Below are 23495 nucleotides of genomic sequence, written 5' to 3'. Positions count from 1 at the left end.
AACGTAATGAGGTGACACCCATGTCTGCGATCCTGGTTGTGCTGGCGGCGCTCATCGCCTCCGGTGCATGTGCCTACCACCGCACGTCCCTTAAGACGTGGGCCATCGCCACGGCGGTGACGACGCTCGTCGTCGGCATCCTTGCCGGCGCCCCGATCACCACCATCGTCCTGCTGATCCTGCTGGCGATCGTGGCCGTGCCGCTGCTGATGGTCGACTTCCGCCGAAAGAAGATCTCGGCACCGCTGCTGTCGATGTTCGCCAAGGTCACGCCGAAGCTCTCCGAAACGGAGCAGACGGCGCTGGAAGCCGGCACCGTCGGTTTCGAAGGCGAGCTGTTCTCCGGCAAGCCGAACTGGTCCGAACTGCTGAAGCAGCCGAAGCCGGAACTATCGGTGGAAGAGCAGGCCTTCCTCGACGGCCCGGTCGAAGAACTGTGCGCCATGGTCGACGACTGGCAGATCAGCCACGAGCTGGCCGACCTGCCGCCGGAAATCTGGGACTTCGTGAAGAAGCACAAGTTCTTCGGCATGATCATCCCGAAGAGCTACGGCGGTCTCGGTTTCTCGGCGCTGGCCCACTCGGCCGTGTTGCAGAAGCTGTCCAGCATGTCCGCCACGCTGTCGTCCACCGTGGCCGTGCCCAACTCGCTCGGACCGGGCGAGCTGCTGATGCACTACGGCAGCGACGAGCAGAAGAACCACTTCCTGCCGCGCCTGGCCGATGGCCGCGAGATTCCCTGCTTCGCGCTTACCGGCCCGTACGCAGGCTCCGATGCCACGTCCATTCCTGATTTCGGCATCGTCTGCAAGGGCACGTGGAACGGCGAGGAAACCGTCGGCATCCGCCTCACCTTCGACAAGCGCTACATCACGCTGGCGCCCATCGCCACCATCGTGGGCCTCGCCTTCCGCATGTACGATCCGGACAAGCTGCTGGGCGACAAGGACGACCTGGGCATCACGCTCGCCCTGCTGCCCCGCGAAACCCCGGGGCTGCAGATCGGTCGCCGTCACTTCCCGCTCAACACGCCGTTTCAGAACGGCCCGATCCACGCCAAGGACATGTTCGTTCCGCTGTCCGTGCTGATCGGTGGCCCGCACATGGCCGGCCAGGGCTGGCGCATGCTGGTCGAGTGCCTGTCAGTGGGTCGTGCCATCTCGCTGCCGTCCAACGCCACCGGCGCCTCGCGCATGGCCGTGGCCGCCACCGGTGCCTACGCCCGTATGCGCAAGCAGTTCGGCCTGGCCATCGGTCGTTTCGAAGGCGTGGAAGAAGCCCTGGCCCGCATCGGCGGCCTCACCTACGCCACCCAGGCGCTGTCGCGTGCCACGGCCGCTGCCGTGGACCGTGGCGAGAAGCCGGCCGTGCCCTCGGCCATCGCCAAGTACCACGCCACCGAATGGTCGCGTCAGATCGCGGCCGACGCGATGGACGTGCACGGCGGCAAGGGCGTGATCCTCGGCCCGAAGAACTACATGGGTCGTGGCTGGCAGGGCGTGCCCATCGCCATCACGGTGGAAGGCGCGAACATCATGACGCGCAGCCTCATGATCTTCGGCCAGGGTGCCATCCGCTGCCACCCATACGTGCTGAAGGAAATGCAGACGCTCGGCATCGCCGATTATCGCGAGCGCCTGAAGACCTTCGACAAGGTGCTGTTCGGCCACATCGGTTTCGGCTTCTCCAACGCGGTGCGCAGCTTCGTGCTGGGCCTCACGGCGGCGAAGATCGGCGACACCGCCGGCGATGCCTACACCCGTCGCTACTACCGCAAGCTCAACCGCTACTCGGCGGCGCTGGCGCTGTGCGCCGACGTCTCGATGGGCGTGCTGGGCGGCAAGCTGAAGTTCAAGGAAAAGCTCTCGGCCCGCCTCGGTGACGTGCTCTCGTACCTCTACATCGCCAGCGCGATGCTCAAGCGCTACGAAGACACCGGCCGTCCGGAATCCGATCGCCCGCTGCTCGCCTGGGCGTTCCACGAGTGCATGTGGCGCATCCAGAACGCGCTCGACGGCGTGATCCGCAACTTCCCGGTGCGTCCGGTGGCGTGGTTGCTGCGCGCCCTGGTGTTCCCGTGGGGCCGTCGCGAAGTGCCGCCGTCCGATCGCCTGGGTCGTCGCGTCGCCGCGCTCATCACGGCGCCCAGCGAAGCCCGCGACCGTCTGATGACCTGGTCGTACATCACGCCCACGGCCAACAACACGGTCGGTCGCATGAACGCGATCCTGCCCGACGTGATCGCCGCCGAGCCGGTGGAGCGCAAGTTCGTCAAGGCGCTCAAGAGCGGTCAGCTGCGTGCCCACACCTACAACGAGCAGCTGGTGGAGGCCGAGAAGCTCGGCGCCATCAACGCGGCAGAGCGCGAGCTGCTCCAGCGCGTGCGTGACGCCGTGGCCGAGTTTATCTCGGTGGACGACTTCGATGGCGAAGAACTGCGCGCCGCCGTAGTGCGCAAGGCTGAGAAGATGCAGGCGTCGAAGGCGGCGTAAGCCTAGAGGAAAACGCGTAATAAAAAGGCCGCGAGCAATCGCGGCCTTTTTTATTCCCTGTAGGAGCGCGCCTTGCGCGCGACCGGGTGAAACGATATCGATGGATACACCTCGCGATACCCGGTCGCGCGCAAGGCGCGCTCCTACAGGGGCAGTTGTCTCCATGACGCCGGGTTACCGCTCGCACGGGAGCGACGTCCCATGGCCCGTCGCGCTCCCCAACGCGCCGGGGCCATTTCATCGCGCCGGTGCTGCTACCGGCACGATGTCCCCTGCCTGTCGGTCCCGCACGAGCGGTAACCCGGCGTCACGGAGTAGTTCAAAGGTCCGGCTTCAACATGGCCTGGACGATGGTTCATGGCGAATCGAACCGAAGTGACCCGGTCCAGGCGGATCAGAGATATTCCACCGTCAACGTTGCCTTGCCCCCGATGCTTCCCGAAAGAAAAGCGCCAGCCAGCCTGTAATAGCGGGCCGCCAATTCAAGTGTGATGTTGCCTTTGACCGAAGGTATGATCCATGACGTATTCATGGCCAGGGGTGTACTTCCGCGCAGGATCTGGAGTCTGACTCCCTGGGCGGTGGAATCCGCCGTGGGTGCGAGTTCCGTGCTTGAATTTCCCGGCGTGGTCGCATCCCTCATGCTTAACCTGAGTGATTTTCCCGCAAGGTTGCAATCCATCGAGATATCGAAGCGTTTTGAATAGGCAGACGGCCCTGGTGCTGAGAGCGTCGTGGCAGCGATGTCGTCGAGTCGGATAGCCTGATCAGTGAACGCGCAGGTGGGTAGCGGAATATTGACTGTTTGATTATTGCTTGGACTGAGTACGAGCGATGGGTAGCTCACCGGACTCATGTGGAAGGTGATTCGTTGTGACGTTGAAGTCATGAGGCTTCCCCGGCCAAGAATGCGGTAGCGCATATACGTGGCTCTTCGCGTATCTGTATTGCCAGTCGGTGGAAGAGCGCCGGCGTTGATGGTTTCGTCGATGTTCCTGACCGGGGTCTCCGTCAGCGATGATCCGACCCCCGCTCCGATTTCCGTGACATGCTGGAAAATATACAGGGGTGACGTAGGTGTCATTTGATAAGCAGAATAGATTCGTCCGCCATAAGAAATATCGGTTACATACGTCAACGGTCCTGTAATACGTATCGCGATTGCAACCCGTTCGTTGGCGGCACACCCCGAGAAGTAGTTTCCACCGCGACCAGTAACCATCCAGTCGCTGCTGGAGAGGGCGCTTCCCAACGGCGCTTCTCTCTTCTCGATGGGAACGTTTATGGTATTTCCATACGTTCCACCTCCGGCATTGCCCGTGCATGCAAGCGTTGTTCCGGAGAAACCAAGAAACAACAAGGGCGATAGCGCAATGAATGTGAGCCGTGTCCCGGGCGATCGTAAAGAATCCAGGGGCTGGGTGTGAAGGATCGTCATCATGGTGTATGCAACACTGCAGAGGCATCGACCATGGCGCCGTAGTCATCAATCCACTGGAAGCTGACCTTGCCGCTATCGGCGCGCGTCCCCGGTTTTCCCGTGCCGACCTCCATGCGCACACTGGCATGCGGAGGAATCATGGCGGGCTCTTTCGTTGCGCTGCCGTCATGGAGGCTGGCTTCGTTGATGGAAACGTAATAGCTTGTGGGATTGGTGACATCGATGTGGAGATGCTCCGCATCGCCACCGAGGCGCCAGGTAAGCCTGGATGCGGCATCCCTGGGCGCGCCTTGCAAGGCCTTGGGTCGGAAAAAGAGCTTGATGCGCGTGCGTACCGCCAGCTGAAGCGTATTCTTTCCCTGGGATTCCTCCGGGGCAGGTGGGATCTCCAGAACATTGAGGTAATAGACCGTCGCGCGATCGGTCGCCATCGGTTTGTCGGGCATGGGCAGATAGGTAAGGCGCAGGGTCTGCCCCTGGCCGGGCTCCAGTCGTGTCAGCGGTGGCGTGAGCACGAATGGCACGCGGATCGTACGAGGGCGCGCATTGGCATCGCCATCGTCGATCCAGCTCTGCACCATGGCGGGTACCTTGCCCTGGTTGGTGATCTGGATCGTCTGCTCCTTGCTGCCTTCGTTGAAGACGACTCGCGTGCCGCCCACGACGACGCCCGCATGAGCGGGTATGAGCGTGGACGTGGCGATCAGGCCGGCGCATGCCAGCAGGCGGATCTTCCGTGGAAACATGGTTGACCTCGGGGAAAGGGATGGAGCGCGTACCGGCGGCCGGGGTAGGCGGCCGCCGGTAGCGAATGGCTTACTGGTAGACGACGTCGAAGGTAGCGTTGGCACGGATCGTGCCTTCGCCGGCCGGGCCGGTGGCGTAATAGGCCACGGTGTGGTCCAGCGCGATATCGCCGTTGGTCGTGTCCTTCCACGAGCTGGCGGTGGGCGCGGCGTTGAACTGCTGCACTTCACCTTCGGTGTTGTAGATGGCCAGCTGCACGTTGGTGGCCGTGCTGGTGGTGTCCGGCTTCAGGTGACCCGTGACCGGATCGGCAAAGTTGGCGCTGGTGAACTTCACCGCCACCTTGCGGCCAGACGCCGAGGTGCAGGTGAGCTTGATGGGCAGCACATGGTGACCGGCGGTCTGGCCTTCGGCGGAAAGGGCGCCGGCATCGACCGGGGTGAGGTTGACGGTGAGGTTGTCGGCGCCGGAGGAGGTATCGCAGGTGGACGCGACGATCTCGCCGGTGAACTGCACGGTGCCTGCCGTAGCGAACGTGGGCGCAAAAGCCAGCGAGGCGGCGAGAAGGAGGAGCTTGGTCTGCATGAGGTGACGTTCCTTGCGTTGATGAGGTGCGTTGGGCCCGGGTGGTGTGGGTCCGACGGCTTTCGCCCGGGCGGAAAGCCGTCGGTCGTGGAGGATCAGTCGTAGGAAACGATGACCGTGGCGGCACTGGAGACACTGCCCTGGCGTACCTGCTCCACGCCGAGGCGGAAGTAGTACGCCAGTGCGGCGTACGTCACGGCACTGCCGGCAATCGGAAGGCTGACGCGAAAACCCGACGCGGAGAGGACATCGCGCCGCGTCGCGTCGATGAGATGCAAGGCGACGCCTTTTGCATCACCGGTGTTTGCATACTGCGCGGCTGCCGGTCCCGTCGTCGTACCGGAGAACTGCAGGTACGCATTGCGCACGCCACGGCAATTCACCAGACGAAGTTCGAACGGTGTTTCGCTCGACGGTACGGGGGCATCGTTCAACGAGGTGAGCTCGTCGGCGCGAAGCGACGGCATCGTCACGGATTTCGCGGCGTCGTCGACATGGACATCGCAGGTACCTGCCCGCACCTTGCCCTGGAACGTCAGCGAGCCATCGGCCAGCGCTGGCCATGGCATCAGCAAGGCCATGGTCAGGATGAGCGGGCAGGGGAAATGCGGCATGGCGGCGACCCGTCAGAAGTAGGTGATGCTGACGTTGAACGTCGTGCTGATGTCGCCAGCGGTGATCGACCCGGTGCTTTTCTTGAAGTAAGCCGCACACAGCGGAACCGACTGGCTGGCACTTGACACGGTGACGGCGCGTGTCGCTCCCGGCGTGATGTCATTGCCGGTGACGGTACACGACGTGTGCCCCAGCCAGATGGCCGTATGCGGTGCGGCGGCCGTGGCCTTGTTCTTGAAGACAGTGGTGGTGTCGGTATCGCGATCCGCCGTGGTGCCAAACGTAAGGTCGGCGCGCGTGACGCCCGCGCAGCCTGTGAGCTGGAGTGTCAGCGGTGTATTGCTGGCGGCTATGCGTCCGTTGGTGAGCATGTCTTTCGCCGACATCTCTGGCAGCGTTATCGTTGGGTTGCTTGGTGTGCAGGTGCCGGCCTTCACGCGTCCCGTGAGCGTGATGGTGGCTGCATTCTGGGCCTGTGTGGGCAGAGCGGTGAGCAAGGTGATGCCGAGGGCGGTCATCGTGAGCAGGGCATGTTTCGTCATGAAACGGTCTCGGTCGTGGAAGGATTTCAGTTGTAGGTGACGCCGACGGTGATCGTGGCGCTGACGTCACCGGCAGTGACATCGTCGTTGCCCTTGTTCCAGTACGTAGCGCACATCGGCAGGGTCTGGTCGGGTCCGGTGATGAGCATGGAGTGGGTAGAGCCAGGTGCCTGCACCGAGCCACTGGTAGGGCAGGCGCCCGCGGCATTGGCACGCTGCAACCAGATCGTCAGGTGAGGTGCCGGTGAGGTAGCGGTGTTGCGGAATGTGTCCGTCTGCCCCGGATCGTTGTCCGACGCCGAACCGAACGTGAATTTTGCCGAGGCTACGCCGGCGCAGCCGCTCAGTTCGATATCGAACAGTCTGGCACTCTCGGCCACTCGTCCATGCGCCTTGATGTCGCCGGCTGAAATTTCATCCCAGATCACGGCGGGGTGATTGACCACGCAGGTGCCAGCCGTGATCTTTCCGTTGAGGTTGATCTGGCTGTCCGCAAGACCCGGGACAGGAAGACATAGCGCGCAGAACATCACCATCGCGATCACGGAGATACGCCGGAGTCGTCGATGGACATTGGCAGGAGAATGAGTTGTGGGACGCCTCATGTGGATGCCTCGTTCAGGGGGAGGGGATCAGTGATAAGCAACACTGACGGCGATGGTTGCGCTGACATCGCCAGCGGTAACGTTGTTGCTTCCGGTGTTCCAGTAGGTGGCGCATAGCTTCATGACCTGGTCTGCGCTGCCGATGGCCCATGTGAAGGGTGATCCGGGCACAAAGGTCGAGTAATGCGCGGGACAGTTGCCCGACGTGTCCGTGCGTTGTATCCAGATCGACAGGTGCGGTGCCGGCGTGCCGGCGGTGTTACGGAACGTGTCCTTCTCGATGGGGTCACGGTCACTGACGGAGCCGAAGGTGATGGATGCCGACGACACGCCAGCACATCCACTGAAACCCAGATCGAAGAACTTCGTACTGCGGGATATGCGGCCGTGTGCGCGGATGTCGGCCGCGGACATCGGATCCCATGCCACGATGGGGCGGGTGACTTCGCAGGTGCCGGGGCTCACCTTGCCGCTGATGCTGACCTGGCTGTCTGCCCTTGTAGTACCCACGAACAGTGTCTGAAGAAGCACCGCAACGGCGATACCTGATGTGATCTTGATCTTCACAGGGAAGCCTCCGCCTGTACCGGTGGCCTTTCGATGCGACCGGGATGACAGATAGCCTCTGTCATGCGCAGGCCGCTGGTGTCGGACGTTTCCGGCACGGCATAGTCGAGGCGACACTGCTCGGTATCGGCCTGACCGACCACCAACGTCTTGTGATCGCCCTGCACGCGAATCATGCCGCCCTGGCCCACCGTGCCCACCCGTTCGCCGGCTTCGTTGCGTACATCGCTACCGAAGGGAATGTCGAGGGGACCATCCGGTGCCCTGGCATGGATATAGACGGTGGTATCGATCTTCGTGGCAAAGGTGAGCTTCACCATCGCGCCGGCCGTGGGAACCACCCGCTGGCTCGTCTGCAACAGCTCCACGTCGTGCGAGAGTCCCTGGGGATCGATGCTGACGCTGTTCCAGCGATAAGGCGTAACCTGCGGCACGACCGCGAAGCCGTTCCGGGCAACGCGGGTCTCGCCCTGGCCCACGTAGGCACCCCGTGCGCCACGGGCTTCCACGAGCACGAAGCCATCGCTGATGGTCGGGCTGAGATTGATGCCGCCGCCGTGGGCAACGATGGCACCGGACGCACCGATCGCCGTCGTAGTGGCGTCCTGCGAGCGGGCCATCATGGCGCTCCACTGGGCCAGCGCGCTGGTGTACGACGCACTGGCGTAGTACGAAGCGGAGTCGCCGCGTGTCTGCGAGGCACCGATGTTGTAGCCCAGGTTGCCGCGATCCCCGGCGGTGCCGTTGATCGAAGCCTGCGCACTCGTATCGCGGCGGCTGCGCTGCAACGATGTGCTGAGGCTGGGTGCGCGGCTGCTTCCGCCCAGCGGCATGCTCAGGGTGAACTGGATGCTGTTGTCGTTACGGCCGACGATATCCCGCGTCCGCATTGCCGAGATGCTGTAGCTCGCTGTGCGAACGGCGCTCTGGAAGCCGATCTGATAATCGGTCTGCGTGCCACGGCTCGACCAGTAGCGGACATGACCGCCACTGACATAAAGCGATGACCTGTCGCCAATACGTTGCGAAAGGTTGAACTGAAACCGCCGTTTCGCACGCGATAGCGTATAGCCCACATCTTCCCCGCCACGTGACTGCGTGGTTTCCGCCAGCGTGTAAAAACCTTCCGTACTGTAGCGATACGCCGCCAGTCCGAAGTTGGTGCCCGCATCGGCGAAGTTGCGCTGGTAATTAAGGCGGAAGCTGCTGCCGTTATGGCTTCGGCGGCGTTGCAAGGTTGCGCGCGCCACGGTCATGTCGGCGCCGAACGCACCCCATCGCGTATTGATGGCGCTACCGGCCAGTACCGCGCGGTAGTCGTTGCTGAGCTGCGCGCCGCCGATAAGGGTCAGGTAATTGTTCATGCCATGCGCCCAGATTCCTTCGGTGAACAAGGGCTTGTCGCCATCACGGGACTGCGTCATGCGCAAGCGACCAGCAGTGACACTGAAACGGGACACGCCTTCGCGCAGTGCCTGGGGAACGGCAGCAAAGTTCACGGTGAAGCGCTGCTCGCGCCCATCGGCCTCGTGAACGGTGACCTCAAGGTCGCCGCCATAGCTGGTCGGGTAGAGGTCGTTGATCTCGAAGGGGCCAGGAGCGACGGTTACCTCATAGAGGACATAGCCATTCTGGCGGATGGTGACACGCGCCTCGGTCGTTGCCATGCCACGAACCACGGGCGCATAGCCGCGCAGCGCATCGGGAAGCATGCGGTCATCGCTGACCACCTGGGCGCCGACGAACCCCACGCCATCAAACAACAGGCCACTGGTATAGCTCTGTCCCACCAGAAGCTGGCTTCGCCAGCCCGGAATATCACGCTCCAGTGAATTGGTGAACGACTGGTAATGCGTGTCGGTGCGCGTGCTGTACTGGAGCGATCCGCGATGACGAAGCCGCCAGGCACCGAGATTCAGTCCGCCCATGAGGCTCGCATAGGCATTGGTATTCCCGCGTGTCCGTTGGGCATTCAGCGTGTAATCGAGAAACGACGCTGTCTCGCCGTAGTTCCAGAGCACAGGATCGACATAGCCCCGCGGATCATTGGCCATCACAGCCTGGGGAAGGCTGAGGCTGAGGCGAAGTGCATGACTGTCGTAGGTGGCAGTTGCATCCGGAACGAGCGCCTTGAGGTCGATGCAAGCGGCCTCACCAGAGGGCGCGTTCGCCAGTACGTCCGCACGGACACCTGCGACGGTGAGCAGGTTGATCGTGAGGCAGGGCGCTGCATGATCGGGAACATCGGTGGATACGAAAACGATCTCCCGCCGATCCAGCACAACGCCGTTGACGACAAGATCCAACTGCTTCGGCCCGGCCTCTACAGGATTGCCGGCGGCATACCGTGAGAGATCCACTTCGTCGCCATCCATGAGGAAAGCACTGTTGAACGTAATGGCGCTTCCACCCGGCGCTGCCGAAGCGTCTGCTGCGCATACAGGGTTGGCAGCCGACAGCAGGGCAGCGGCGATGGCCAGGGTAAGAGCGTTGTAATGGACCGGCCTGAACGGTTTTTGGCCGCAGCAGTCCCTTGCCCCGTTTGTCACAGGCATGTCGCGCACTCGTCGTTCCATTGGTCTGTGTTGCACGCCATCGCGTTGCGCATCGATGAATGCGCGACGTAGATGCAGTGATGGCGGTGATCCTCCCCGGGCAAGCGAAGGCTTGCCACGTCGCCGGACTGGGCCGGCTTGAGGAAAAGATTAGGGGTAGGGGATTTATCTGACTATTAGGACTTGTCCTAAAAACTAGTGGCTATTCGGCAAGTTTGTGATGTGCGACACACTGTCGTGTGTTGGTCGTTTTTCTCATTGAATGGTTTTGTTGCATGTGATTGGGGTTTGTTGTTGCGCAGTTGTGTGGGGTTCGCTTCGTAGGGAGGGCTCGCCTGTCGGCCTCGCGCTCGGCGCGTGAGCGTGGCGGCGAACGAGGCGACGGGTGCGGCCCTTGGCGCTTCGGCCTGCGGTGTCCCTCGGGAAAGGAGGAGCCGCTGCGCGGCTCAGTGTCTTATGGCTTCGCCCCTTCGGGCCCGGGGAGCGGGCGGGGTTTTTCGACTCGGCTCCTGCCTCGGCGAAAAAGGCCGGCCTTCCTGGCCGGCCCCCTTCGGGCCTTTTCCGCCCGCTCCCCTCACCTCCATCAAGTCGCGCCAAGGGCCGCCCCCGCCGCCTCTCCACACGTCGCGGCAGCTTGTTGTAGGAGCGCGCCTGCGCGCGACCGGTTATCGCGAACACCATCATCGTTTCGATTCCACCGGTCGCGCGCAAGCACGCTCCTACAGGGATGCGGTGTCGCACGATGGATCGCCGATGCGACCGGCACCACCTCACGACTAACCTGATGTAGCTACTGCCGTGCAGGAGCGCGCCTGCGCGCGACCGGTTGTCGCGAACACCATCATCGTTTCGATATCACCGGTCGCGCGCAAGCACGCTCTTACAGGGATGCGGTGTCGCAAGATGGATCGCCGATGCGACCGGTGCCACCTCACGACTAACCTGGCGTAACTACTGTCGTGTAGGAGCGCGCCTGCGCGCGACCGGTTATCGCGAACACCATCATCGTTTCGATACCACCGGTCGCGCGCAAGCACGCTCCTACAGGGATGCGGTGTCGCACGATGGATCGCCGATGCGACCGGCGCCTCCTCACGGCTAACCTGGCGTAACTACTGTCGTGTAGGAGCGCGCCTGCGCGCGACCGGTTGTCGCGAACATCTTCATCGTTTCGATGCATCCGGTCGCGCGCAAGGCGCGCTCCTACAGGGATTGCGTGGCGCTGGATGGATATCGAAACGATCGGCGCCAAAGCCGATGCAACGTCATCGCGCTTACTGGCAAACCGAGGCGCTGGGTTCCTGCGTGCGCAGGAACGACGGGGGTGATTTTTGAGAATATTTCCATACCCAAACGCATCCGCAATTTGCTACGGTGTGCGCGTTGTCTGCTCGTTCGTTGATGGCTCGGCAGACAACCATCGCTCGACGTATCGAGAAAGACGCGGAACGGAGGTGCGTCAACACCTCCGCCCGCTGACCAAACCAACCGCTTAGGAGTTGATTATGGCTGTGCCAAATCTTAAGGCATTCTCACACCCACCGTCTGTCCCGGACGGTCCAGGGACGTCCTAAACGCTCGTCAGGACGCGGCTAACGCCCGCGTTCGTCCTGATTCCTCACTGTTTCTGGCGCTGCCGTCCTACCCGGCGCGTAGCGCCCTGCTCGTGAGAAAACCGGACAAAACGCGGGACTCGTGAGATCTCGTCGCCCGAGTCGATGAGGGGCACGGCCCTTGGCGTGCCCCGCTCGGAAGGCGGCGCTTTAGGGAAAACCAACGAGATGAGTGATCCGAAAGACGAAGGCGTCCTCGGCGAGGGGAGCTTTGGCCTGAATGTCGAGGCCAGCATGGATACGTTGATGAATGACGCGACCGCGTGGCAGGCGTATGCCGAGGCGATGCAGTCGGTGCTGACCGAATACATGGCGGAAACCGAGTTGCCGAATCAGCGGTGCGTCGCCAGGGCGATGTCCGGCGTCAACGTGCTGTATCGCATGGGCCTGCAATGCACCAGGCAGGCGAACGTGCGGCGTATGTGGGACGAGGTGCGTGCCTTAGGAGGGGCGAAATGATCGTGGGGCTGTGGGAAGTGGGTGTGGCGCTGGTGTTGCTGGTGGTGAACCTGCTTGTCTACATGAGCAGTTATGGCCAGAGGTGTTCGCTGGCGACGGGGGCGCGGATATTTTCGGTGTTGTCGTTTGTGGCGTTTATCGCCGGGTCGTTTGCCGTGGGGGATATGGCGGCGCATGGGTGTTTGCTGCCGCGGGAGGTATGGCCGGGGATGGTGTTTGAAGCGGCGAGTGCGGGGTTAGTGGGTGCGTCACTGGGGGCGGTCTGGCTTTGGGGGATGTCGCGGTAGCGATGCGCCTGACGACACCGTATCCCTGTAGGAGCGCGCCTTGCGCGCGACCGAGGTATCGCAAATGATGAAAATTTTCGCGACAACCGGTCGCGCGCAGGCGCGCTCCTACAAGATCACCGTGAGATCGGTAGAGGCGGCGGGGGCGGCCCTTGGCGCGACTTGATGGAGGTGAGGGGAGTGGGCGGAAAAGGCCGCGTAGCGGGGCCGGCCAGGATGGCCGGCCTTTCCTGCCGAGGCACGGAGGCCGAGTCAGGAAACCCCGCCCGCTCCCCGGGCCCGAAGGGGCGAAGCCATAAGACACTGAGCCGCGCAGCGGCTCCTCCTTTCCCGAGGGACACCGCAGGCCGGAGCGCCAAGGGCCGCACCCGTCGCCTCGTTCGCCGCCACGCTCACGCGCCGAGTGCGAGGCCGGAAGGCGAGCCCTCCCTACGAAGCGACGCACCACAAGGACCGCTTTACTACGGAGCGACACCATTCCAACCGGTCGCGCGCGAGGCGCGCTCCTACAGGGGGATGGCTTGTTGGGTGGGGCATTCGGTCTGGCGTTGGATGACTTCCAGCAGGCGGGCTTCCACGTCGTCGCGAGTGTGCGAGCGAAATAGTGCAGGGGCCGCGCGGCGCAGGGACTGGCAGTCGAGGGACGCGAGGCGGTCGCGTACCTGGAGCAGCTGGCCCGGGTGCATGCTGAATTCTTCCAGGCCCATGGCCAGGAGCAGGGCGGTGAATTGCGTGTCGCCTGCGATTTCGCCGCAGAGGCTGACGGGCTTCTTTGCGCGACGGCCGGCCGCGATCACATGCGCGATGAGGCGCAGGAACGCGGGCTGCAATGGGTCGTAGATGCCTTCAAGCGCGTCGTTGTTGCGATCAGCAGCGAGCACGTACTGCGCGAGGTCGTTCGTGCCGATGGCGAGGAAGTCGGCCTTTTCGAGGATGGGGCCGATGCCGATGGCGGCGGCGGGCACTTCGATCATGGCACCGATGTCCAGGCGCTCGGGCAGTTCCTGGCCTTGCTCGGCGAGTTCGGCGCGCGCCTTCTTGATGAGGGTGCGTACCGAGATCAGTTCGCCCACGTGCGTGACCATGGGAATCAGCACGCGCACCGGTCCATAACAGGCTGCACGCAGGATGGCACGCAGCTGCACGCTGAAGATATCCGCGTAACGCAGCGACAGGCGGATGCCTCGCACGCCCAGTGCCGGGTTGTCTTCGCCACGAATGGCGAGGCCCGCGGCATCGGCCTTGTCGGCGCCGAGGTCGAGCGTGCGGATGGTGACCGGCTGGCCGCCCATGCCGAGTACGAGATCGCGATAGGCGACGAACTGTTCTTCCTCGGAAGGCAGGCCGCGCTGGCGAAGGAACAGGAATTCGGAACGGTACAGGCCCACGCCATCAGCGCCACGCGCACGGGCGAGCGTAATATCGCTACTCATTTCCGCGTTGGCATAAAGACGGATATGGGCACCGTCGCGGGTAAGCGTCGGCGCGGAGGCGAGCGCAGCGAGACGCCGCCCTTCGGCCGCCGCCTGGCGCTGCCACTGGCGGTAACGGGTGAGATCCTGCGCCGTGGGGTGCACGATGACTTCGCCGTTCTCGGCGTCGATCAGCACGAGGTCGTCGTCGTTGATCGTGGCCAGGGCATCCTTCGTGCCTACCAGCATGGGCAGGTTGAAGCTGCGCGCAAGAATCGCACTGTGCGAATACACGCTGCCGGCACTGCCGATGACGCCCAGCAGCCCCTGTCCGGCCATGCTGGCAAGATCGGCGGGTGCCACCGTATCGCTCACCACGATTTCGCCCACGCGCGAGGCGATCTTGCGCTCTTCGCGACTGGACTGCTGTTGCAGGGCCGTCATGACCCGTCCGATGACCTGGTCGATGTCTTCGCCGCGGCTCTTCAGGTAGGGGTCGTTCATGGCGTCGAAGACGGCGGCGAGGCGATCGCGCTGCATCTTCAGGGCCGCGCTGGCGGTGTAATGGCCAACGGAAACCAGTTCGTCGAGGCCGCGAAGCAGTTCCTCGTCATCGAGCAGCAGGCTGTGCGCGTCGATGAAGTCGCCCACTTCGCGGGCGAGGGCGCCGTGCAGCTTGCCGCGCAGTTCGTGCAGCTCGGTGCGGGCGGTATCGAGGGCCTTGTGCAGCCTTTCGATTTCGGGGCCGACTTCGGCCTCGTCGAGCATCCGGGTGTCTACCGCGAAGATGCTCGGCTGGACCAGACGCGCCCGTCCGAGGGCCATGCCTCGTGCGGCTTGCGTACCGGTCAGCACATGTCTCATGCAGGCCTCTCGAAAATGTCGTGTCGCATGGTTACTGGCCTTCGTCGAACTTGTCGTTGAACAGCTTTACCACGGCAGCGAGGGCGGCTTCGGCATCCGGGCCTTCCGCCCGGATGGTCAGCGGCGTGCCGAGGCCCGCCGCCAGCATCATGACGCCCATGATGCTCTGCGCGTTGACTTCGCGTCCCTTGCTGATGAGGTGCACCGTCGATTTGAAGCTGGAGACGAGCTGGACAAGCTTGGCGGACGCCCGGGCATGCAGCCCCAGGCGGTTGGATACGGTGATGTCCTGTTCAAGCATGATCGATGAAGATCCCCCCGCGACCACCGGTGGCCGCGATCTCGGCCAGTTCGGGTAGCGATTTTTCCGAATAGTTGAGTACGCGCAGCAGCATGGGCAGGTTGAGCCCGGACACGCAGCGCAGGCGAACCCCCAGTTCGCCAAGGGAAAGGCCGATGTTGCAGGGCGTGGCGCCATAGAGGTCGGCCAGCACCAGCACACCTTCGCCCGTGTCCAGATCGCGGGCGTGCTTGGCCGTAAGGCCACGCATCACGTCGGGATCGGCACTGGGCGGCACCTCGACGGCATCGACCGTGAGAGGCAGTTTGGGCATGACGTGGTGGGCGGCCGAGATCAGCGCCTTGCCGACCGCTTCATGGGTCATGAGGAGGACGCCGACGCTCATCGCCCGGATGCTCGCTGTAACTGGGGATGGGTCATGGTGTCACTCTAGCTCGCGATGGAAAGTCAGTACGTTGCCGCGTTCGGAACGGAAATGCCGGGCCAGCCGCTCTACCAGGTAGACCGACCGGTGGCGACCGCCCGTACACCCGATGGACACGGTGACGTAGCTGCGGTCGTCTCCTTCGAAGCGCGGCAGCCATGTATCGAGCCACCGGGCGACATCGACATAGTACTCGTCCACCAGCGGATTGGCGTCGAGGAATTCACGCACGGGCAGGTCCTTGCCCGAGAACGGCCGCAGGCGCGGGTCCCAGTGCGGGTTGGGCAGGCAGCGGGCGTCGAAGACGAAATCGGCGTCCAGCGGCAGGCCGCGCCGGTAGGCGAAGGATTCGAACAGGATCGTGGTGCCGTCGCTGGCGGCCGCATAGCCCGTGGCGAACAGGCGGCGCAGCTGGTGCACGTTGAGGTCGCTGGAGTCGATCACCTTCTCGGCAATGGACACCAGCGGGCGCAGCAGGCGGCGTTCCTCGGCGATGGAATCGGCCAGGGACAGCCGTTCGGCGGCCAGCGGGTGGCGGCGCCGGGTTTCCGAGTAGCGCTTGATGAGCACATCGTCGCGGCTGTCGAGGAAGATCAGGTGCACGTGCACGCCGATGGATGACAGCTCCGACAGCACGTGAGGCATGCGCTGGAGGTCGCTGCGGCGGTTGCGCACGTCCACGCCCACGGCGATGCGACGGCGCGGCCCATGCTCGCCCTGGCTCACGGCGGCCACGAGCTGGGGAATCAGCTCGGCCGGCATGTTGTCGACGCAGTAGAACTCCAGGTCTTCCAGCGCGCGCAGGGCCACGGTCTTGCCGCCGCCGGACATGCCGGTGAGCACCACCAGGTGGATGGCGTCGGGCTCGACGATGGGCTGCATCACGGACTCGCTCACGTCGGTCACCACGGGGAGAATCGGCGCATCTGGTGCGCCTGACGGTCGATGAAGGTCTGCGCCGGGTCGATGCCCTTGCTCTTGAGCACGTGATTGCGCACGGCGGCCTCCACCAGCACCGCGAGGTTGCGGCCGGGGGCGACGGGGATGGTGATCTTGGGTACGTCCACGTCCAGCACGTTGCGCCGGCTGACGTCGCCGGTGAGACGGGTCATGGCATCGGTTTCCTCGCCGTCGCGCAGCGGCTTCAGGTGGATGACCAGGCGAAGGTACTTGGACGGTTTGACCGCCGTGTGGCCGAACATCTCGCGGATGTTCAGCACGCCCAGGCCGCGCACTTCCAGGAGGTCCTGGAGCAGTTCGGGACAGGCGCCGTCGATGACGTCCGGGGCGATCAGGGTGAATTCGGTGGCATCGTCGGCCACCAGGCGATGGCCACGGCTGATCAGTTCCAGCGCCAGTTCGCTCTTGCCCGAGCCTGGTTCGCCGGTAATCAGCACGCCGATGGAGAACACCTCAAGGAACACGCCGTGCAGCGTGATGCGGGGGGCGAGCGTGCGGGCCAGGTGGTATTGCAGGTAAGTCAGCAGCTCATGGCCGCGCTTGGTACTCTGCCACAGCGGGGTGTCGGTTTCCTCGGCTACCTCGCGCAGGTCGGCTGGGACGGACTGGTCCTTGGTGACGATGAGCGCGGCGGGCTGGTAGGCGGCGATCTTGTGGATGGCTTCCCAGCGCTGGCGGGAATCCAGACCGTCGAGGAAGTTGAGCTCCTCGGTACCGATGATCTGCACCTTGTTGGGGTAGATCACGTTCAGGTAGCCGACCAGCGACGGGCGCCGGCTCTGCTTGGCGTTGGGCTCCAGGACGCGCGATTCGCCGCGCATGCCGGCGGCCCAGCGCAGCGCCATGCGCTCGTGTACTCCGTCGAAGAGTTGTCTGGCGGTGAGCCGTTCCACGCTGAGGTTCCATCAGGAAGACGAAGCCGGCGCATGGGCGCCGGCCTGCCTATTGTGCCATCAAGCGTGGTGCGGGTCCGCCCGGGGTGCCCGGGGGGACCTGTCTGGGCTCATTCCACCGCCGCGCGGGCCTCCCGACCCTCGGCGTTATGGTGGTCCTTGAGCTTTTCCTTGTGCTTTTTCAGCTGATCGGCGAGCTTGGTCACCATCTCGTCGATGGCGGCATACATGCGGTCGCTGATGGTGCCGTCCTGGAGGCGGGCATGGCCCTCGGCGTGCAGGCGGGTTCCCGAGCAGTGCAGGGTGCCCCCGGCCTTGTGCTCGGCCTTGTCCACGGAGAGCACCACGTCTAACCCGGTGATGTTGTCGAAAAGGCGTTCGAAGCGGCCGATTTGCTGCTCCACGCGTTCGCGGAGGGCGGGGGTGACCTGGATGTGCTGGCCGCTGATCTGGATTTGCATGACGCCTCCTTCTTGCTGAGGTTGCCGCCTCGCCGGCGGCGAGATCGGAATGACGGTGTGTCATTCCCGGAATGCATCTTTTCGGTAGACCGTATTACCTCTGTTGGGGTTCCCCGTGCCGGTTCAACCCGCGCGCACGCGTTCGCTTGAACTGGGTATGCGAAGTGCTTCACGGTATTTGGCGACCGTACGCCGGGCCACCTGGATACCGCGACCGTGAAGCTCTTCGGCGAGCGCCTGGTCGGACAACGGTTTGCGTGGGTCCTCCCCACCGATGAGTTTGCGCAGCATCGCCTGGATGGCCGTGGCGGACGCGCTGCCGCCATCCTCCGTGGCCACGCCGCTGGAGAAGAAGTGTTTCAGTTCGAACGTGCCACGCGGTGTGTGCATGTACTTGCGCGTGGTGACGCGCGAGATGGTGGACTCGTGCATGCCTACTTCCTCGGCCACTTCGCGCAGCACCAGCGGGTGCATGGCTTCCGGGCCGTAATCGAGGAAGGCACTCTGCCGGCGAACGATGGCTTCGGCCACCTTGGTCAGCGTTTCGGCGCGTGATTGCAGGCTCTTCAGCAACCAGCGCGCTTCCTGCAACTGGCCCTTCATCCATGTGGCATCGTCGCCGCGTGCACGGGCGATGAGACCGCAGTAATGCTGGTTGAGACCCAGGCGCGGTTGCGCGTCGGGATTGAGGCTGACCTGCCAGCGACCGTTCTCGCGTCGTGCGTAGACATCGGGTGCCACGTATTCCACGGGCGTGGCATCCAGCGCCGCACCGGGGCGTGGATCGAGCGTGCGGATAAGTGCTGCTGCGGCGGCTACTTCGTCTTCTGGCGCCTTGAACTTGCGCGCGATCTTCGGGATGTCGTTGCGTGCGAGCAGTTCCAGTTCGTCGTTGACGATGCGCATGGCGAGATCGCGATGCGGCGTGTCGTCGGCGAACTGCGAAAGCTGACAGAACAGGCAGTCGCGAAGATCGAGGCTGGCGATGCCGGTGGGATCGAAACGCTGCACGCGCTGGCGTACTGCTTCGATTTCCTGTGCGGTGGCACCTAACTCGGCAGGCAACGCCGCATGCACGGCATCCACACCGTCGCGCAGGTAGCCGTCTTCGTCGAGCGCGTGGATGATTGCCGTGGCGATCGCGTGATCGCGCGGTGTGAACTGCGACAGATTGAGCTGCCACGCCAGGTGTTGCTGAAGGCTTTCCGGTGCGGCGTTCTGCGGTTCGAAACCGTCGTCGTCGCCACTGCCGGAGGCACGCGAAGGCGCGCCGGCGTAGTCGCCGCCTTCACCATGGAAACGATCGTCGTCGCCCCATTCGGGCGTGTGTTCGTCGGAAGGTGGTGCGGCGGAGTCGACTTCTTTCGTCGACTTGGACGAGGTGTCGTCGCGCACGCTGAAATCGTTGGCCTGGAAACCTTCCTCGACGGTGGCTTCCGCTTCGGGTTCGGCGTCTTCGGCGAACTCGAGCAGGGGGTTGCCTTCCGCGATCTGGCGGAGTTCGGCCTCGAGCTCAAGCTGCGACAGTTGCAGCAGGCGGATGGCCTGTTGCAACTGCGGGGTCAGCGTCAGCTGCTGATGGAGGCGAAACTGAAGTCCGGGTTTCATGCCTTGCAATGCTCAGGGTGCCGAAGCCATCGTAACCCCTTGCGTGGCACCCGGCCAGCACCCTTACAGGGGTGTTCTGGCCGGAAGGGTGCAGGATCAGATCCGGAATTCACGTCCCAGGTACACCTCGCGCACCTTTTCGTCGGCGAGGATGTGCTGCGGGGTGCCGCGCGATAGCACGACGCCGTCGTTGAGAATGTAGGCGCGGTCACAGATGCCGAGGGTCTCACGCACGTTGTGATCGGTGATGAGCACGCCGATGCCGCGTTCTTTCAGGTGACGCACGATGCGCTGGATCTCGCCCACCGAGATGGGGTCCACGCCTGCGAACGGTTCGTCGAGCAGCATGTAACGCGGGCGCGCGGCCAGTGCGCGGGCAATCTCCACGCGACGACGCTCACCGCCGGAGAGACTGATGCCCTTCTGTTCGGCGATGTGGGTGATCTTCAGCTCGTCGAGCAGGCTTTCCTGTTCGTCTTCGCGCTGTTTCTGCGTCATGCCTTCGCGCAGTTCGAGCACGGCCATGATGTTGTCCGCCACGCTCAGGCGGCGGAACACCGAGGCTTCCTGCGGGAGGTAGCCGATGCCGAGCTTGGCGCGCGAATGCATGGGCAGGCCGGTGATGTCCTGCTGGTCGAGCTTGATCTCGCCGGCGTCGGCCTGGATCAGGCCCACCACCATGTAGAAGCAGGTGGTCTTGCCGGCGCCGTTGGGGCCGAGCAGGCCCACCACTTCGCCTTCGCGGATGGAGAAGGCGAAATCGCGGACCACCTGGCGCGCACGGAAGCGCTTCTGCAGGCCTTGGGCTGAAAGCATCGTGTCAGGGCTTCTTGGTGGGTGCGGCCGGAGCAGCCGGCGGCGTGGCGGGCTTGGCCGGGGCGGCACCAGGCGCAGGCGCGGGCTGCTGCTTCGGCTGGAAGATCATGTGCACGGGTTCGGCGCCGTTGCTTTCGCCGGTCATCGTGCTGGTGTTGGTGTTGTAGGTGAGCTTGTCGCCGTTGCTCTGGTTGAGCTTCTTGCGATCGGCCGGGTCGACTTCCTTCTCGACGTGCGCCTTGCCCGTGAGCACGGCGATGCCGCTGGAGGTGTTCTTGGCGTCGCCGTTGTCGGGCGTGTAGTCGATGTTGTTCGCGTTGCCGCGCATCCACAGGTTCTGTTCGTCCTGCTGCTGCATGTGGGCGTTACCGTCCACGACCACGCGGATGAGCTGGTTGTCGGCATCCAGATAGCCCGTGGCCTTGTTGCCGGTGACCGTCAGGGTGCCCTGGGTGAGCTTGACGTTGCCTGTCCAGATGACATGGCCCGGATTCTTGTCGGTGGGCTGCTGCTGCGTGCCGTCGAACGAGGTCGAGATGACGTTGATCGGCTGCTGGCGATCGGACTGCTTGGCAAAGGCGGCGCCGCTCGCCAGGAGCGCCACGCCGAACGCCGCGAGGACGGCCTTAGCGCTTGCGCGGCATGTAGACGGTGTGGACTGCATCGAGGAGCTCCAAATGCTTGGTATCGAGGTTGGCGCGCATGCCGACGCCGTCCATTGTAGAGGTTCCCTGCACGATACGCGCCGCCTCGGCCGTTTCCAGGCGGTTCTCCTTGGGCCACGCGGTGACCTCGGAGGTATCGATGCTGGCGGGCGGGTTCGTGTCGAAGGCGATGCGGTCCATGTGGACCTTGCCCTGCAGCTTCAGGATGGTGCCGTCCTTGTTCACCCAGCCATATTCCGAGTGTCCCTTCCAGGGCGGGCTGTCTGGCTCCTTTACGGAGGGCAGCACGAAATCGGGGGCGTTGATGTACAGCGAATCGTCGTCCTCGCGGCGCTCCAGGTGGGGCGCGACCAGCGTGAAGCCGTATTTGCCCTCATCGTTGTACGAGTCGAGGTGAAAATTGGTGAGGGTGTAGCCGGAGCGCGGCGGGCCGATGAAATCCTGCACCTTCTTTGCCGGGGCGACCCAGTAATAGAGCAGGACGCTGGCACCGAGGGCGGCCGCGAGCATGCCGACCACGCCGGCGGTGCTGCGGTCCTTGAAGAAGTTCAGAACACTCACAGCCAGCGGTCCCGCTCGGCTTCGGCCTTGCCCTGGGCGGCGAGGATCATGTCGGCCACCTCGCGGGCGGCGCCATAGCCACCGGACAGCCGGGTGCGCCAATGGGCGCGTTCGGCCACCCAGGGGTGGGCGTTGGCGGTGGCAACGGCCAGGCCGCTGATACCCATGGCCGGCAGGTCGGGCAGGTCGTCGCCGATGAAGGCGGCCTGTTCGGGGGTGAGGCGAAGGGCGTCCAGCAGCTCGATCAGGCAGGCGCGCTTGTCTTTCTGGCCCTGGTAGACGTGCTGGATGCCCAGTTCCTCGGCACGCAGCGACACCGGGTGGCTGATCCGCGCCGTGATGATGGCGACCTTCACGCCGTTTTCCTGCAGGCGCTTCAGCCCAAGGCCGTCATGCACGTGGAAGACCTTGGTCTCGCGGCCGTCCTCGGCGTACCAGAGGCGGCCGTCGGTGAGCGTGCCGTCCACGTCGAACACAGCCACGCGCACTCGGGCGGCGCGTTCGGCGACATCGGCGGGAATCGGGGAATAGTGGGTATAGGCCATGGTCAGCAATATGGGGACGAGAGGCTGGCGCCGGGAGGGCGTCAGACGACGCGGGCGCGCAGGAGGTCGTGGATGTTCAACGCGCCGACCACGCGCTGGTTGTCGTCGGTGACCAGCAGGGAGTGGATGCCATGGCGTTCCATGAGCTGCGCGGCTTCGCCGGCGAGCTTGTCGGGGCCGATGGTCTTCGGGCCACGGCTCATCAGTTGCGCCACGGTGGCACCGCGCAGGTCCACGGCGTGATCGTCGAGGGCGCGGCGAAGATCGCCATCGGTGAACACGCCCAGCAGGCGGTCCTCGGCGTCGACCACGGCGGTCATGCCCAGGTGCTTGCGGGTCATTTCCACCAGCGCCTCGCTGACGGTGGCTTCCTGGGTGACGCGGGGCACGTCTTCGCCCGCATGCATCACGTCGGAGATGCGCAGCAGCAGGCGGCGGCCAAGGCTGCCGGCCGGATGGGAGCGCGCGAAATCGTCGGAAGTGAAGCCACGGGCTTCCAGCAGGGCCACGGCGAGGGCGTCACCCATCACCAGTGCGGCCGTGGTGCTCGCCGTGGGTGCCAGGCCGTGCGGGCAGGCCTCGCAGGCGACATTGGCATCGAGGTTCACTTCGGCCTGGTTCGCCAGCGAGGACGTGGGTTTGCCCGTGATCGAGATCAGGGGAATGCCCTGGCGCTTGATCGCCGGCAGGATGAAAAGCAGTTCGTCCGTCTCGCCGGAGTAGGAGATGGCAAGCAGGATGTCGTCGGGCTGGATCATGCCCAGGTCGCCATGACTGGCCTCGCCCGGGTGCACGAAGAACGACGGCGTGCCGGTGGATGCCAGGGTCGCGGCGATCTTGCGCGCGATATGGCCGGACTTGCCCATGCCGGAGACCACCACGCGCCCCTTGCAGCTGAGGATCATCTGGCAGGCGGTGACGAAGGCGGCATCCACCCGCGATTCGAGCGCACGGATGGCGGCGGCCTCGGTCGCGATGACGGTACGGGCGCTGCGGACGACGGTGTCGGCGTTCACGAGGGGCTGCTCGGCGTGCGAAGCGGTACGGGCGTTCATGCGGCCTCTGGGGTCCGGGTCGGGGCGGCGAACCCGGGATGTCCATTTCTGCGACACCGGATTTCCATTACCATTACATATTCTCATTTTATCGTCGCTGCCATCGACCGGCGATTCAGGCTCCGTTTCGGAACCTCCGCCCGGCCGCAGCGACTCCCCCTACCGGAGAATCCATGGACGCTGCCCGCATCCAGGCATTGATCGAAGCCGGCCTGCCCGGCGCCCGGGTGGACGTGCGCGGTGACGACGGCGTCCACTTCGAAGCCGACGTCATCTCGGAACAGTTCGCCGGCAAGCTGCCTCTCGCCCGTCATCGCCTGGTCTACGCCACCCTTGGCGACCTCATGGGCGGCGCCATCCACGCCCTGGGCCTCAAGACCCTCACCCCGGAAGAAGCCGCCGGCCGCCGCTAAGGCGCCCTT

The 23495-nt window shown here is 64.2% G+C and carries 24 protein-coding genes; 4 read left to right on the top strand and 20 right to left on the bottom strand.

All coding sequences use genetic code 11. From position 1 onward, the window contains the following. Nucleotides 1-20: 20 nt before the first annotated feature. Nucleotides 21-2492, top strand: a complete 2472-nt coding sequence (locus tag KR767_RS02710) for an acyl-CoA dehydrogenase (RefSeq protein ID WP_250878007.1) — start codon at nt 21-23, stop codon at nt 2490-2492. A gap of 394 nt (nt 2493-2886) precedes the next feature. On the opposite strand, the gene KR767_RS02705 is transcribed toward KR767_RS02710, so the two are convergent. From KR767_RS02705 to KR767_RS02670, 8 genes are all read right to left on the bottom strand, one after another. Beyond that, complete coding sequence (locus KR767_RS02705; protein WP_250878006.1) at nt 2887-3933, bottom strand: fimbrial protein; 1047 nt, start codon at nt 3931-3933, stop codon at nt 2887-2889. Then, nucleotides 3930-4679, bottom strand: a complete 750-nt coding sequence (locus KR767_RS02700; protein ID WP_250878005.1) for a fimbrial biogenesis chaperone — start codon at nt 4677-4679, stop codon at nt 3930-3932. The genes KR767_RS02705 and KR767_RS02700 overlap by 4 nt, the downstream gene beginning before the upstream one ends. Before the next feature lie 70 nt (nt 4680-4749). Beyond that, nucleotides 4750-5265 (bottom strand): fimbrial protein, encoded by a 516-nt coding sequence (locus KR767_RS02695; RefSeq protein WP_166951749.1) that lies wholly within the window; start codon nt 5263-5265, stop codon nt 4750-4752. Between the two features lie 95 nt (nt 5266-5360). Continuing rightward, nucleotides 5361-5879, bottom strand: coding sequence for a fimbrial protein (locus KR767_RS02690; RefSeq protein ID WP_250878004.1), 519 nt, complete (start codon nt 5877-5879; stop codon nt 5361-5363). Between the two features lie 12 nt (nt 5880-5891). Next, a complete protein-coding gene (locus tag KR767_RS02685; protein WP_250878003.1) occupies nt 5892-6422 on the bottom strand; it encodes a fimbrial protein in 531 nt (176 codons plus the stop codon). 26 nt (nt 6423-6448) lie between these two features. Further along, on the bottom strand, nt 6449-7027 hold the full coding sequence (locus tag KR767_RS02680; RefSeq protein ID WP_250878002.1) for a fimbrial protein: 579 nt from the start codon (nt 7025-7027) through the stop codon (nt 6449-6451). A gap of 27 nt (nt 7028-7054) precedes the next feature. Further along, on the bottom strand, nt 7055-7594 hold the full coding sequence (locus KR767_RS02675; protein ID WP_250878001.1) for a fimbrial protein: 540 nt from the start codon (nt 7592-7594) through the stop codon (nt 7055-7057). Next, the gene (locus tag KR767_RS02670; RefSeq protein WP_250878000.1) at nt 7591-10149 is read right to left on the bottom strand and encodes a fimbria/pilus outer membrane usher protein; all 2559 of its coding nucleotides are present in this window, start codon (nt 10147-10149) and stop codon (nt 7591-7593) included. Before KR767_RS02670 ends, KR767_RS02675 begins: the two co-directional genes overlap by 4 nt. Nucleotides 10150-11888: 1739 nt before the next feature. On the opposite strand from KR767_RS02670, the gene KR767_RS02665 reads away from it, so the two are divergent. Then, entirely contained in the window at nt 11889-12221 is a 333-nt protein-coding gene (locus tag KR767_RS02665) for a hypothetical protein (RefSeq protein ID WP_250877999.1), read from the top strand. Further along, complete coding sequence (locus KR767_RS02660) at nt 12218-12508, top strand: hypothetical protein (RefSeq protein WP_250877998.1); 291 nt, start codon at nt 12218-12220, stop codon at nt 12506-12508. The genes KR767_RS02665 and KR767_RS02660 overlap by 4 nt, the downstream gene beginning before the upstream one ends. A gap of 506 nt (nt 12509-13014) precedes the next feature. Here KR767_RS02660 and ptsP read toward each other — a convergent pair. From ptsP to KR767_RS02600, 12 genes are all read right to left on the bottom strand, one after another. Further along, nucleotides 13015-14784, bottom strand: coding sequence for a phosphoenolpyruvate--protein phosphotransferase (gene ptsP, locus KR767_RS02655; protein ID WP_250877997.1), 1770 nt, complete (start codon nt 14782-14784; stop codon nt 13015-13017). Nucleotides 14785-14815: 31 nt separating this feature from the next. Then, complete coding sequence (locus tag KR767_RS02650) at nt 14816-15085, bottom strand: HPr family phosphocarrier protein (protein ID WP_166953018.1); 270 nt, start codon at nt 15083-15085, stop codon at nt 14816-14818. Next, the gene (locus KR767_RS02645; protein WP_166953015.1) at nt 15078-15470 is read right to left on the bottom strand and encodes a PTS sugar transporter subunit IIA; all 393 of its coding nucleotides are present in this window, start codon (nt 15468-15470) and stop codon (nt 15078-15080) included. The genes KR767_RS02650 and KR767_RS02645 overlap by 8 nt, the downstream gene beginning before the upstream one ends. A 39-nt stretch (nt 15471-15509) precedes the next feature. Beyond that, nucleotides 15510-16391 (bottom strand): RNase adapter RapZ, encoded by an 882-nt coding sequence (gene rapZ, locus KR767_RS02640; RefSeq protein WP_166953029.1) that lies wholly within the window; start codon nt 16389-16391, stop codon nt 15510-15512. A 20-nt stretch (nt 16392-16411) separates the two neighbouring features. Then, nucleotides 16412-17314: an HPr(Ser) kinase/phosphatase gene (hprK, locus tag KR767_RS02635; protein ID WP_208392727.1), complete on the bottom strand. Its 903-nt coding sequence runs from the start codon at nt 17312-17314 to the stop codon at nt 16412-16414. Nucleotides 17315-17472: 158 nt separating this feature from the next. Beyond that, entirely contained in the window at nt 17473-17823 is a 351-nt protein-coding gene (gene hpf / locus KR767_RS02630) for a ribosome hibernation-promoting factor, HPF/YfiA family (protein WP_166953009.1), read from the bottom strand. A 123-nt stretch (nt 17824-17946) separates the two neighbouring features. Next, nucleotides 17947-19431, bottom strand: a complete 1485-nt coding sequence (locus KR767_RS02625; protein ID WP_166953006.1) for an RNA polymerase factor sigma-54 — start codon at nt 19429-19431, stop codon at nt 17947-17949. Between the two features lie 96 nt (nt 19432-19527). Further along, nucleotides 19528-20247 (bottom strand): LPS export ABC transporter ATP-binding protein, encoded by a 720-nt coding sequence (lptB, locus tag KR767_RS02620; RefSeq protein WP_166953003.1) that lies wholly within the window; start codon nt 20245-20247, stop codon nt 19528-19530. A gap of 4 nt (nt 20248-20251) precedes the next feature. Next, entirely contained in the window at nt 20252-20851 is a 600-nt protein-coding gene (gene lptA / locus KR767_RS02615; RefSeq protein WP_250877996.1) for a lipopolysaccharide transport periplasmic protein LptA, read from the bottom strand. Nucleotides 20852-20873: 22 nt separating this feature from the next. Further along, entirely contained in the window at nt 20874-21473 is a 600-nt protein-coding gene (gene lptC / locus KR767_RS02610) for an LPS export ABC transporter periplasmic protein LptC (RefSeq protein ID WP_250877995.1), read from the bottom strand. Next, a complete protein-coding gene (locus tag KR767_RS02605; protein ID WP_166952997.1) occupies nt 21470-22018 on the bottom strand; it encodes a KdsC family phosphatase in 549 nt (182 codons plus the stop codon). The genes lptC and KR767_RS02605 overlap by 4 nt, the downstream gene beginning before the upstream one ends. Nucleotides 22019-22059: 41 nt before the next feature. After that, nucleotides 22060-23073: a KpsF/GutQ family sugar-phosphate isomerase gene (locus KR767_RS02600; protein ID WP_166952994.1), complete on the bottom strand. Its 1014-nt coding sequence runs from the start codon at nt 23071-23073 to the stop codon at nt 22060-22062. Nucleotides 23074-23246: 173 nt separating this feature from the next. Here KR767_RS02600 and KR767_RS02595 point away from each other — a divergent pair, with 173 nt between their 5' ends. Continuing rightward, complete coding sequence (locus KR767_RS02595) at nt 23247-23486, top strand: BolA family protein (RefSeq protein WP_166952991.1); 240 nt, start codon at nt 23247-23249, stop codon at nt 23484-23486. Nucleotides 23487-23495: the final 9 nt, after the last annotated feature.

The organism is Luteibacter anthropi, assembly GCF_023699965.1.
Lineage (GTDB): Bacteria > Pseudomonadota > Gammaproteobacteria > Xanthomonadales > Rhodanobacteraceae > Luteibacter > Luteibacter anthropi.
Note: the sequence above shows the minus strand (reverse complement) of the source record. Positions and strands in the feature narration are given on the sequence as shown.